General features: G+C 46.3%; 8 protein-coding genes. 4 read left to right on the forward strand and 4 right to left on the reverse strand.

The annotated features are described in order from the left end of the window. Positions 1–35: 35 nt before the first annotated feature. Complete coding sequence (locus BGK61_RS16400; protein ID WP_076012157.1) at positions 36–962, forward strand: Dyp-type peroxidase; 927 nt, start codon at positions 36–38, stop codon at positions 960–962. Positions 963–1,003: 41 nt separating this feature from the next. Here BGK61_RS16400 and hemL read toward each other — a convergent pair whose 3' ends face one another. The 3 genes from hemL to BGK61_RS16415 form a co-directional block, all read right to left on the reverse strand. Continuing rightward, positions 1,004–2,284, reverse strand: coding sequence for a glutamate-1-semialdehyde 2,1-aminomutase (gene hemL, locus BGK61_RS16405; protein ID WP_076012158.1), 1,281 nt, complete (start codon positions 2,282–2,284; stop codon positions 1,004–1,006). Between the two features lie 4 nt (positions 2,285–2,288). Continuing rightward, entirely contained in the window at positions 2,289–3,302 is a 1,014-nt protein-coding gene (locus tag BGK61_RS16410) for an aspartate carbamoyltransferase (RefSeq protein WP_014997090.1), read from the reverse strand. A 163-nt stretch (positions 3,303–3,465) separates the two neighbouring features. Beyond that, on the reverse strand, positions 3,466–4,113 hold the full coding sequence (locus tag BGK61_RS16415; protein WP_076011443.1) for a TetR/AcrR family transcriptional regulator: 648 nt from the start codon (positions 4,111–4,113) through the stop codon (positions 3,466–3,468). A gap of 129 nt (positions 4,114–4,242) precedes the next feature. Here BGK61_RS16415 and BGK61_RS16420 point away from each other — a divergent pair, with 129 nt between their 5' ends. The 3 genes from BGK61_RS16420 (at position 4,243) to BGK61_RS16430 (ending at position 9,389) form a co-directional block, all read left to right on the forward strand. Beyond that, positions 4,243–5,382 carry an efflux RND transporter periplasmic adaptor subunit gene (locus BGK61_RS16420; RefSeq protein WP_076011442.1) on the forward strand — a complete coding sequence of 380 codons (1,140 nt, stop codon included), beginning with the start codon at positions 4,243–4,245 and terminating at the stop codon, positions 5,380–5,382. Continuing rightward, positions 5,382–8,528, forward strand: coding sequence for an efflux RND transporter permease subunit (locus tag BGK61_RS16425; protein ID WP_076011441.1), 3,147 nt, complete (start codon positions 5,382–5,384; stop codon positions 8,526–8,528). The genes BGK61_RS16420 and BGK61_RS16425 overlap by 1 nt, the downstream gene beginning before the upstream one ends. Before the next feature lie 165 nt (positions 8,529–8,693). Continuing rightward, positions 8,694–9,389: a DUF2982 domain-containing protein gene (locus BGK61_RS16430; protein ID WP_014997094.1), complete on the forward strand. Its 696-nt coding sequence runs from the start codon at positions 8,694–8,696 to the stop codon at positions 9,387–9,389. A 29-nt stretch (positions 9,390–9,418) separates the two neighbouring features. On the opposite strand, the gene BGK61_RS16435 is transcribed toward BGK61_RS16430, so the two are convergent. Continuing rightward, entirely contained in the window at positions 9,419–12,547 is a 3,129-nt protein-coding gene (locus BGK61_RS16435; protein WP_076011440.1) for a hybrid sensor histidine kinase/response regulator, read from the reverse strand. Positions 12,548–12,632 lie beyond the last annotated feature (85 nt).

The raw sequence follows: 12,632 nt of genomic DNA on the forward strand, positions 1-12,632 counted from the left end.
GTCAGAACAAGGCGTTAATAAAAACAAGAGCGGCAATGACACAACCACAAAAAGGCCTCTGCGCTGAGCCAAATTTACATGCACAGTATTTATTACTGAACGTAATTGATGATGATAGCCAAGCGGTGCGGGCTAAGCTGTCACGCGTTCTGGATATATTTGAGCATTTTGAGAATGAGCACTACGAGGCCATGGTAACGGGCGTTGTCGCTATTGGCACCGGTTACTGGGCTGAGGTATATCCTGGTCTTATCCCTGTTGAGCTAGCCCCTTTTCCCGATATGCAGTGTGACGACAGAAGTGCGCCAACAATGCCTTGCGATCTCTTCATTCAAATCCGCGCTGATAGGCTGGATATTTGCCATGCGGTTGGCATTGAAGTGATGGATTTGCTGCGTATTCACGTTGAACTGGTAGAGCAGATAAGAGGGTTTAGGTACTTAGATGGCCGTGACCTCAATGGTTTTCTTTATGGCGCAGATAATCCACGTGGCATGAAGCGTAGACAAGTCGGCATTATTGGTGAAGATGACCCTGATTTTAGCGGTGGAAGCTATGTCCACATACAACGCTATCGGCATGACTTAAGGCGCTGGAATAGCCTTTCAAGTCGCCAGCAAGAACAAGTGATGGGCACCACACAAGAACACAATCTGGTAAGTAGCGAACAGTCTGAGTCATCGCACTGTGTAAGAGCAAGCACAGTTGGGCCAGATGGCGATGAGCCAAGGTTAATAAAGCAAGGCATGCCATACGGTGATATGGCCTCCCAAGGGTTGTTCTTTGTGAGTTGCAGCGCCAGTGCGCGGCCTTTTAAACAGATGCTCCATAGCCAAATATACGGCAATGGTGAAGGCGATTATGACAGATGGCTAGATTTTACCAGCGCTGAAACGGGCGCCGCGTTTTTCGCGCCTTCCGTTAACTTTATTCGCCAGCAGGCAAAATTATCAGAAACCTAAAACGAAAAGGCACTATTCAGTGCCTTTTTTTCGAGAGCGAATTAAAGCGTTGAAAATACTTTATCAGCTGCAGCAAGAGTTTGCTCAATGACGGCAGCGTCATGCGCTTTTGAAACAAAGCCCGCTTCATAAGATGCAGGTGCTAAATACACGCCTTGCTCTAACATACCGTGATAGAACTTGTTGAATTGCTGAGTATTGCAGTTAATCGCTTGCTTGTAGTTCGTAACTTTCTCTACGTCTGTAAAGAAGATTCCGAACATACTGCCGGCAATATTAGTAGTTAGGCTAATATTGTGTTTGTCAGCAAGGGCTTGGAAACCATCTACTAGCGTTTGCGTATTTTCGAAAATTGAATCGTAAAGTCCAGGCTGTTTTATCTGTGTTAAAGCAGCAAGACCCGCAGCCATAGCTACTGGGTTACCAGAAAGCGTACCCGCCTGGTAAATTGGCCCTGTTGGGGCAATGTGGGTAATGATGTCACGACGACCACCAAAACAGCCTACTGGCATGCCGCCGCCAATAACTTTACCCAAGCAAGTCAGGTCTGGTTTGATGTTGTAACGCTCTTGCGCCCCGCCGCGAGATACGCGGAAGCCTGTCATTACTTCATCAAAAATCAATACGCTGCCATATTGGTCACAAATAGCGCGAAGTCCTTCAAGGAAGCCTTCCACAGGAGGGATACAGTTCATGTTACCTGCGACAGGTTCAACGATAATGCACGCAATATCATCGCCATGGGCTTCGAAGATTTCTTTTACGCTGTCTAGGTTATTGTATTCAACGGTAAGCGTATGCTCAGCAACATTTGCTGGAACACCTGGTGAACTTGGTACACCTAAGGTTAGCGCCCCTGAGCCCGCTTTCACTAGCAGTGAGTCCGCATGCCCGTGATAGCAGCCTTCAAACTTAACAATTTTGTTTCTGCTGGTGTAGCCGCGAGCTAGGCGAATAGCCGACATAGTTGCCTCTGTACCAGAGTTCACCATGCGTACCATTTCCATGGATGGAACCAGCTCACTAACCAACTCAGCCATGATCACTTCAGCTTCGGTAGGTGCACCGAAAGACAGGCCGTTATATGACGCCTCAATAACCGCATCGCGAATTTGGGCGTTATTGTGACCTAGAACCATTGGGCCCCAAGACTGGATATAATCAATATATTGCTTACCATCCGCATCCCACATGTATGCGCCATCCGCTTTCGTGATGAAGCGAGGTGTACCGCCTACCGCTTTAAAAGCGCGAACAGGTGAATTTACGCCACCAGGAATGGTTTTTTGGGCGCGGGTGAATAGGGCTTCAGATTTTTGCATGTAATTACTTACTCTTATTGCTGTACCAAACCACGTCACGCTCGTACTTGGTGAGAAGGTTTTCAACACCCAGAGTAAGCGCAAACAAGGCCATCCTAACAAGTACACCGTTGTCGGTTTGTCTAAAAATGGCGAGGTTTGGGTTAAGGTTTAGATCGTTATCTAATTCGTTGGCTTCCATACGTGAATCTCGTGGAAGTGGATGCATGATAACGGTCTTCGACTGAAAGTGTTTCGTGTAAATCGACTGATTAAGGCGGAACTTACCACGGTATTTGTTGGCTTCTTCTTGAGAAGGAAAGCGCTCTTCCTGGATGCGCGTTTGGTAGCAAATGTCCGCATCCATATTCCCTTCAAGGGTATCGGTAATGGTAAGCTGGTGCCCCGCATTTTCAATAGCGTCAATAATGGGCTGAGGCATGGCCAGCTCTTTTGGCGAAATGAGCGTAAAGCGAATGTTTTTAAACAAACACAGTAAGCGCGACAAAGAGTGCACAGTTCGGCCATAGCGCAAATCACCAATCATGGCGATATGTAATCCGTCAATGCCTTGGCCATTGTATTCAAGCTCTCGCTTAATCGTGAATAAGTCCAACAGCGCTTGGGTGGGGTGTTCGTTTGCACCATCACCACCGTTGATAACCGGCACGCGACTACCTTCGGCAAATTCTGCCACTGAACCCGCCGCAGGATGTCGCATTGCAATAATGTCGGAATAGCCGCTCAGCACACGGGCTGTGTCGTACAATGACTCACCTTTAGCCAGCGCAGAGCTCGACATGCCTGTGGTTTCTCTAACTTCGCCACCTAAAAGGTTGAACGCGGTACCAAAGCTAACTCGCGTACGGGTACTTGGCTCAAAGAAAAGGTTACCGAGAATAGCGCCATCAAGCACAGTGGTGCGCTTTTGTCGTTTGGCATAGGGTTGCATGGAATTGGCAACTGAGAACACTCTCTCAATGGCCTCGCGATCGAATTGATTAACCGAAAGAATGTGGTTACCGGTAAAGTCAGACATGCGCTTCTCAATCATCAACGAAAACGGCGCTAGTTTATAATACCGCTGGGGTTAAGTCATTAGCGCAACGTTAATCTTGCCTTAGGTTTTTCTCTGTTTAGAGAATTGTTGAAAAGGCTTAACCACACGTAAAGAAGTAAAGGTAAGTTTTAGTGCATGTCGACTAATTACGTTGCTGCGTATAGTGATTAAAGAGCAAGAGGATCTTTTCAGCCGCGCTATTTACGTGGGCTGTGATCGCGTCGTCTTGAAGCGGAGACTGTATACCGCAAAGCATCATGGTGTGATATTCCCCCTTAAGCAGGGCGCAGTAGTCTACTGCCAATTGATGAGCTTTGTCATGACTCAAGTCGCCTTTGCCAAACCTTTCAATGACATCACTTAATGTAGACAGAGAAGCTTCTGGGCCAGCCTGATAAAAAAGTGTTGCCACGTGAGGGTTATTTACCGCTTCAGCGATAATTACACGAAAGATAGCAATGGCTTCTGGGTCTTGTAATAGGCGTACAAACTGACAGCCCACTTTTTTCAAACAATCAATTAGCGAGAGTGAGTCAGACGCAGAGTCGATAAGTTGCTGAGTGTCGAGTTGGTATGATCTGCATTTTGATGAGATAGCTGCCTTAAAAAGGGCATCTTTACCCTCGAAATGAGAATAAACCGTTTGCTTGGATACACCTGAGGCTTTAGCAACGGTGTCCATAGATGTGTTGGCAAAGCCTTCTTTTAAGAACAGGCAAGAGGCTGCATGTAATATAAGATGGTATTTCTCTTCACTTTTAGGTCGGCCTTGCTTTCGAGTGGTAGCCACGTTCGTTCTCACTTCATTGACGAATATTTAAATATCAAACTGGACGGTCTAGTATTAATATACTAGCATAGCACAATAAGTATGCAAATATAGCCCAGAGCACCTGCTTAACTGGTTAAAGGAAATGTTATGACTGCTGCACACACGTCTTCTGAAAGTGGCAAATTCACGCTATTCGTCTCTATTGCCGTTTTTACTGTAGCGTTAGTGGTTCTATTGATGACTGCGGGGCTTGGCAACGCAACGCAAACGCCAGAGGCAAGAGTTCCTGTTGCAGTGTCCACTGGAACAGTCAAAATTCAATCGGGCTTTGAAACTCCAATCAACGTTTTTGGGCTTGTCGAATCCCCAAAGGCTGCCTCGCTTTCATTCGATATGGCAGGGCAAGTCAATACCTTACTTGTTGAAGAAGGTGATGTAGTAAATAAAGGGGATGTTCTAGCTCGTCAAGATGTTCAGCGTCTGAACGCCAGAAAACGTGAGCTTCAAGCCTCGCTAGAGCGCGCGAACGCCGACCTTGAGCTTGCTAGAGTAAATAGCGAAAGAACAACGTCGTTGGTTGAGAAAAAGCTAGAATCAGCACAGCGACTAGACGAAGTAAAGGCAAGTTTAAATGTCGCTAAGGCCCAAGTTAATGAAATGCAGGCCGCCCTTGAATCGCTTAATGTAGAGATAAACAAAGCCACGCTTATTTCTCCGTTTGACGGCGTAGTCAATCGACGCTTTATTGATGAAGGCAGTGTGGTTAGTGCAGGAACTCCTGTGTTTGGTGTTACAAGTATCGAAAAATATCAGGCGCGCTTCGCGGTTCCTGCAGATGTTGTTGAGCAGTTTGGCGTTAATGAGTCAGTACAGGTAAAGGTTGGCGATATAGAAGTGGCGGGTACGGTCACGCAGCGCTTGCCTGTTCGCAACGTGCAAACGCGAACCATTGATATTTTAGTGACATTAAATAGTAATGAGAGCGTGCGCCCCGGTGACATGGCCATTCTGTCCGGTTCTCGTTCTCATTCTGAGACAGGAAGTTGGCTGCCGGTTAACGCGCTAAGTAATGGCTTGCGTGGTTTGTGGCGCGTATTTGTTTTATCAAACGAGCAAAACGCCACTCTTGAAGCCCGCGTAGTGGAAGTTGTATACACCGACGGAAACAACGCGTTTGTGCGCGGAGCGCTCAAAGATGGAGAGATTTATGTAAGCGAAGGTACACACAAACTCGCACCTGGCCAAATGGTATCCATCCCTAGTCAACACCAAGCTGGGGCACGCTAATGAAGTCATTTAACTTCGGCTCAGATAAATCTTATCCGTGGTATACCTTATTTTACCGACGAGGGCACTTACTTATACTGAGCCTACTGGTGCTGATAACCGCTGGTTTATCAGCATTAGGCTCTCTGCCGCGTATTGAGGACCCGCGAATAGATACGCGAAACGCACTCGTCATCACTCAATACCCCGGTGCGTCGGCGGAACGGGTAGAGGCTTTGGTTAGTGATGTGCTTGAAGACAGGCTTAGAGAAATATTTGAAATAAAGGAAGTGAAGTCCACTTCGCGTGCAGGTATCTCCATCATTCTCATAGAAACGCAAGACTGGATAAATAATTCCACTAACGAACAGCTATTTAGCGAAATTCGCGACGCCATTGGCGCTGCCGCTGAGTCATTCCCTGAAGGTGCGATGGCGCCAGTTTTCGATGAAAAGCGCGGCGCGACCGCGTTCACTTTATTGTTATCTGTGCGTGCGGACCACTTTGAAAATACCCCTATTACACTCACCGCGCGTTTGGCCCAAGAACTTACAGACAGGCTGCGAAACGTTAACGGCACTGAGCTTGTGCGTGTATACGGCGCACCGCAGGAAGAAATTAGCGTCAACATCGACCCTATTAAGCTTGCTGCAACGGGTCTTACCTTACAGCAAGTAAGCAATTTAATAAGCCGCGCCGACCCCAAATTGCCAGCAGGCATGCTTAACTCTCAGCAAAGCAATTTGCGCTTTACAGTGGGGGATGGCTTAGATGGCGTGAACATGATTGCTTCAATTCCCTTAGTTAACGAGCAAGGTCGCTACTTACGGGTGGAAGACGTTGCGACGGTAGAGAGAAGTTTCACAACACCTCGAAAGGACGTGGCATTTTTAAACGGTGAAGAGTCTATCTTTGTGGCAGCGCGTATGCAGCCCTCGCTACGCTCAGATGTATGGACAGAAAATGCATTAGCGGTAGTAGAGCAGTTTAACAAAGACTTCAGCGGAACCTTAACCGCGACTGTTGCATTTGAGCAAAACGAATATACCGCTACTCGCCTTGCTGACTTATCGATGAACCTGCTCATGGGGTGCGCAGTGGTCATGATGGTTATTCTACTTTTCATGGGGTTTCGTGCTGCGTGGATTGTGGGCCTGGCACTTCCCTTATGCGCCGCTTTTGCCTTGTTCTCTTTAAGTTTTTACGACGAGCAAATTCACCAAATGTCTATCTTTGGCATGATCATCGCCATTGGTTTACTAATCGATAACGCCATTGTTATTACCGATGAAATTCGCATTAATTTACAAGATCCTAATTTAACGCGAGTAGGCGCTATGGCGAAAAGCGTCTCTCATCTATTTGTGCCGCTTTTGGCTTCAACGCTTACGACCATTTTAGGCTTTATGCCGATTTTTCTTTTAGACGGCAACATTGGTGACTTTGTTGGCCCGATTGCCATTAGCGTGGTGATGGCGCTTATTGGCTCGCTGTTTATCTCTTTAACTATCATTGCAGCCCTCGCTGCCCGATTTTTGCCAAAGCACGACAACAGTTCGCAACATGAAACAGCATCGAAGGCGTGGTGGAAAGTGGGATTTCAAGCGCCAGAGCTTAGTCTGGCTTTCAAAAAACAATTGGGTAGATGGATAAAGCAGCCGATTTTGGTGTTACCGATTATTGCTTTGCTTTGTTTATCTGGCTTTGTGCTGTCTAAAAGCTTAGCCAATGTGTTTTTCCCAAGTGCAGACAGAGATCAGTTCGAAGTGTACCTGTGGACCAAAGAAGGCAGTAGCATCGACAACACCACAAACTACGTTAAAAAAGTCGATAGCGCCATACGCAGCGAGCAAGGCGTGAAACAAGTAAGCTGGTTAGTCGGGGGCTCTGCCCCATCGGTGTACTATAACCAGACGATGACCCGTGACAACATGCCTTACTTTGCAAATGCTGTGGTGTCGACAGATACAGTGGATGACGCCGTTGCGCTAGTGGGCAAGCTACAACAAGAGCTTGATAGCGCGTATCCAGAGGTACAAATTGTAGTGCGAGCCTTTGGGCAGGGGCCACCTATTGCGGCGCCTGTTGAGGTAGAGATTTTCGGCCCTGATCTGAATGTGTTGAACGACCTAGGCGACAAAGTACGCATGTTAATGTCTGAAGTCGACGGCATTTCTCAGTCTATAACCAGCGTTTCAATGGGAGAGCCCGAGCTTAAAATAAACGCGGACAGCGATAATCTGTCTTACTTGGGGCTTACGCTTTCTGAGCTTGCCAATCAAATGCAGATAAACTTTTCGGGTATTACCGGTGGTTCTGTTTTGGAAAGCACAGAAGAAATTCCTGTACGTGTAAGGTTAGACGAGGCGTATAGACAAAATGTAACGGGCGTAGACGCCATGCCTATTCCGGTTGCAGGAGACAATGCTATTTCTTGGTCGCCACTTGCTGCTGTAACAAACTTAACGCTTCAGCCTGCAACCAGCAGTATCACGCGTCTCGATGGCGAAAGACTCAACCGTATTCAGGCGTTTTTGCTTCCTGGTGTCCCGGCCATTGATGCAAGTAATCATTTGCGAGACCTGCTCGAAAGTCGATTAATTCTTCCCGAAGGGTATCGCATTCATTTAGCGGGTGACGCTGATGAGCAGCAGCAAGCACTAGGAAAGTTAGCGACCTATGCACCGGTCTTGTTGGTTCTTATGGTAACCACGCTCATTCTGACTTTTACCAGCTTGCGCATGGCGGGTGTAATCGGATTAGTGGCAATACTTTCTGTAGGGCTGGGTATGTTCAGTCTTTGGATATCTGGATTGCCGGTTGGGTTTAATCCGCTGCTAGGTTGTGCTGGCCTTATTGGCGTCGCAATCAACGGCTCGATAGTGGTTATTGCCGCTATCAACGCGAACCCCAAAGCAAAGCAGGGAGACACAAAAGCCATTGTTGAAGAAACCATGAGCTGTAGCCGCCATATTTTATCGACAACTTTCACAACGGTAGGTGGATTGATTCCATTGTTATTGTTCAGTGAAGGTAGCTTTTGGCCGCCGTTGGCCGTGGTACTGGCTGGGGGGGTAGGGTTTTCGGTGATCTTATCACTAGTCTTTACGCCGACCATAGTGGCGGCATTTCAACGATATCGTTATAGAAATCACACATTGGCATAATTTTACGGTTAAACTATCCCTTTTTAACCCACGTATAAATTTGGCTTACTTGGCGTATGCGAAAATCAAACCCTCTTTTACGTTGGTGGCAAACCGACTGCGTGAAGTGTAAACGCATGAGACTTTATATTGTTTGGGCTGTAATCATGTTAGTGGTGTATTTTTATGTCTGGTACTAGTGTCGAACCAATCTATATTCGAGCTGCCTCGAAAAGTAATGGCATTACCAGCTTAGTTCTGGGCTGTATCGGTTTGTGTATTGCCGCGCTCTGGTTAGCATTCCTACCTGACTGGCTGTTTCTGGCAGGGATTTTTCTTACCAGTGCTGCCTTGGTGTGCTTGCTGGTAGGGTACTTCAAAATTCGTGAGCCGGACTATAGTTTGGAGATAGCCAAAGACTATATTACCTATCGTCATCGCTTAGGCAGCTGGCGTATTCACTGGGACAACTTACAGCGCGCCGATTGCCCCAGGGTTAGGCATGGTCTGGACCACATTCCACTTGAAACCATTGGTTTTAAAATAAAAAGCTATACGGATTTTCTCAATACGATTTCACCAAGGCTTGCTACACACTTACTGATGGAGCAGCGACCGTTGCTAATGCAAAACACAGATGAGAGCTGCGCCACAGGAAGTTGTTACGAACAGTCGATGTTTGATGACAAACAATACGTAATGGAAGATGGCACCATTATCAAAGGCATAAAAGCTATGCTGGCACATCGTATGGTGGAGCTTCGAAAGCGCCTTGGCTTTGATATTTTCATCGCAAGTTCGGAGCTTGATAGGGATGCAAGTGAGTTCGCTGGCCTTATCGCGCAGTGCCAACAAGCGAGGCAGTCGTCCGACGCCAATTGAGCTTATCTGAGCGATTAGGCTCTAATCGCTCAACTTTGTGAGCCGTTCAATTTACTCTCGTTTAGCACCTTTCTGGCTTCAGCGATAAGTGCTGGCAAGTTTTCTTCAACAAGCTTGTGCTGTCCCAGCTTAAGAGAGATCTCTGTTTCATTGGCTAAATGCTGCATGCGAGGCAAGCCCGTATAGCAGCATGCACCGTGTAGTTTGTGAACTTCGGTTTTAAGCCCATTGTAATCTTGATCGTCCCAAAGCGCCGACAGTGTCTCGATAGTTTCGGGCAGTAACGCAATAAAACTGTCTAACATTTCTTTTGCTGTGTCTTGGTTTTGATTTGCGCGCTTAAGAGCAAGCTGCCAGTCGATAGAGGGAAAGACGATTTCACCGGGTTCAACATTGTGGCACCACGAATTGATAAGCGTAATAAGTAGCTCAACCTCAATAGGCTTAGGTAAGTAATCGTCCATGCCAGAGGCAAGTAGTCTTTCTTGCTCTTCTTTAAATGCGTGGGCTGTTACTGCTACGATTGGGGTGCCCATATTCAACGGTGATTTGCGAATTTCTCGGGTGGCCTGTAGTCCGTCCATGCCCGGCATCTGCACGTCCATTAGAATTAAGTCAAACTCTTGAGTTTGGCATTGATTGACAGCGTCTTGTCCACTGATCGTTGTGGTTAGCTCGACAGGAGAGTGATCGAGCCACGTATGCAGCAGTTTAAGATTCATTTCCATGTCATCAACGGCAAGAATTTTAGCTTTTGGTAGCGTGCCTATTTTCTCTTGCATCGCATTTTTAGCTGGCGTTGTATGGTAATGCACCAGGCTATCTAACTTGGTAAGCGTCATCGGCATACGCGCTTGCGAATGGAAATGTTGTGATAGGCTTGGGTATTGGGCAAAAGGTTCAGGGCCGGAATACCAAAGTATGCGCTTTTGCGCAGGAAATTGTACGAAACGACTCAAGTAGGTGTCGCGCAAGCCCATCTTGCTTACCGGCACAGTAGCCATAAAGAAGTCATACTGACCTTTAAGCGACGCTAAGTAATCTAGTGATTCAACGGAGGTAACTTTCGCCCCGAGTATTGAAAGCATGTTTGCACTTGAACGGCGTGTGGCAGGTACCGGGTCGAAAATAACCACGTTTTTACCTTTCCAGTCATCACTATTGGTTAACGCATATTTTTGACTTAACTGGTTCATGCGAAGAGAAACATGAAACGTAGAGCCTTGGCCTAACACACTTTTAAGCGTCAGATCGCCATTCATTAAGCGAACAAGCTCGCGACTGATAACAAGACCTAATCCTGTGCCTTGGTAATTCCGGTTAAGGGCATCGTCTACTTGCGAGAACGCGTTAAATAACTTCTTTCTGTCCTGACGGCTTATCCCGATACCTGTATCTTCAACGGTGATGTTCACTTCGTGTATACCGTGAGGAAGTGAGCGTCCACTCACCGAAAATGTGATGGTACCGCTGGAAGTAAATTTAAGTGCGTTGCTCAAGAGGTTATTAAGCACCTGCTTAATACGAAACACATCGCCGATGAGCTTTTCGGGGAGCGGATTTAAATCAAAGACAAATTCAATGCGTTTGCTGTGAGAAGACTTAGCCATAATAGTGACCATTTCTTCAAGTAGCTTGTTGGGCGAAAAAGGCTGATTATTGATTTGCAGTTTACCTGCCTCAATCTTAGAGAAGTCGAGAATATCATTTACGATTGTTAGCAGGTTGTCGGCGGCTGTGTTAACAATTCTTACCTGCTCTTGCTGATCCGTGGGCAGCGATGCATTGTTTAACTCTCTGCTAAATCCCAAGATAGCATTAAGCGGCGTGCGAATTTCATGGCTCATATTGGCCAGGAATTGAGATTTAACGTTACTTGCCTTTATCGCGTCTTTACGGGCAATATCTAAACGCGCATTCTGCTCTTCAATCAGCTCCATATTATTGCGTAAATCGTTAGTTGCCTGCTCAACTTCACTTTCTAGTTGCCCTCTGCTTTTCTCCATTAACGCAAATGAAAAGAGGCCAGCTTCTAAGAAAACTCCCACTTGAAAACAATAGGTGGTGAAGTCATTGGAAGGTAAAATTCCGATAAGGCTTAACATACCTATAATTGCGCCGGTGGCGAGCATACTCCATGCAAATATGAAGTAACGCGCGGGCTTAAACTTATTGAAAAATGCTTCAAACCCAGCGTAGATATAACTTAGTATCGCCACAAGTCCTACGCCGTATACCAGGTTGTTTTTCCAAATTGAGGGTAATAGGTCGACAAAACACACCAGCCCAGTTAAGGCTTGGCAGACGAGTAACAAGTTAATGACGGGATGCGCGGTGGGGGCATGCTTTTCAGTTTCTAAAAACGTCATGGTAAAGAAGCCTGAACTAATACCAATGATGACGAAAATCAACTCGGAATGCCCTACTAGCCAAGAAGGGATCCCCTGACTAAATAACAGGTGTGTATGCCCGCCCCACACAAACTGCCACAAAATAACTGCAAGGATATAGCCTACATAGGCAATCAGGCTCTTTTCTCGCACACCAAAAAACAGCGCTAGATTGTAGATAGCAAGAATGAGGAGTCCGCCATAGAAGAAGCCCCATAGTAAACTGTCCATCTGGAAGTAGCTGCTGTGTAGCGGTTCTGCCTGTATTCTCAGTGGCGCAATAAGACTAGATGAGCGACTTTCAATGCGTATATAAAGGTCGACAGGATCGCTATCAGGCAGCTCTACGCGAAAGGTAGGAACGCGAAAGCGCTGTTCTTTTTGTGCTTTTCCTTGATGGCTTTGCTTAAGAACTTTTCCGTCTTGAACCAAATAAAAATCAACACTGTCGAGTTGGCTGAAATTTATTGAAAATACCCAGTGTTTTTCATTTGAAACGTTGGCGACCGATGTCAGTAACCACATGCCGTTATTACGGAACCCGAAGTTAGGGTTGTCATGGGGATGCATAAGAAAGTCATTGCGCCTTCGTGATACATCGCTAATGGTAAGCTGATAGTCGGTTTCAAATAAAAAATATAAAGAGTCTGATAAATCTAGCGTACTTTCTTCATCGAAGAGTTGCTCGATATGCTGCGCGTTGGCATTCGAAGGCAGGTAACTACCTACAACAAAAAATAGAAAAAAGAATACGCGAAAGATAGCCATGATTATCTGTACTTAGTTACCGTTTGATTAGGGGCTTTATTTTTTTAGTTTTACTAGTAAGGGTGAAAATTGAACGGCAAATTTC

The organism is Alteromonas abrolhosensis (assembly GCF_001953635.1).
Taxonomy (GTDB): domain Bacteria; phylum Pseudomonadota; class Gammaproteobacteria; order Enterobacterales; family Alteromonadaceae; genus Alteromonas; species Alteromonas abrolhosensis.

What these genes read in the sequence shown, in the direction of transcription:
- BGK61_RS16400 (WP_076012157.1), top strand. Translation starts at nt 36, where the DNA reads ATGACACAACCACAAAAAGGCCTCTGCGCTGAGCCAAATTTACATGCA.
- hemL (WP_076012158.1), bottom strand. Translation starts at nt 2,284, where the DNA reads ATGCAAAAATCTGAAGCCCTATTCACCCGCGCCCAAAAAACCATTCCT.
- BGK61_RS16410 (WP_014997090.1), bottom strand. Translation starts at nt 3,302, where the DNA reads ATGTCTGACTTTACCGGTAACCACATTCTTTCGGTTAATCAATTCGAT.
- BGK61_RS16420 (WP_076011442.1), top strand. Translation starts at nt 4,243, where the DNA reads ATGACTGCTGCACACACGTCTTCTGAAAGTGGCAAATTCACGCTATTC.
- BGK61_RS16425 (WP_076011441.1), top strand. Translation starts at nt 5,382, where the DNA reads ATGAAGTCATTTAACTTCGGCTCAGATAAATCTTATCCGTGGTATACC.
- BGK61_RS16430 (WP_014997094.1), top strand. Translation starts at nt 8,694, where the DNA reads ATGTCTGGTACTAGTGTCGAACCAATCTATATTCGAGCTGCCTCGAAA.
- BGK61_RS16435 (WP_076011440.1), bottom strand. Translation starts at nt 12,547, where the DNA reads ATGGCTATCTTTCGCGTATTCTTTTTTCTATTTTTTGTTGTAGGTAGT.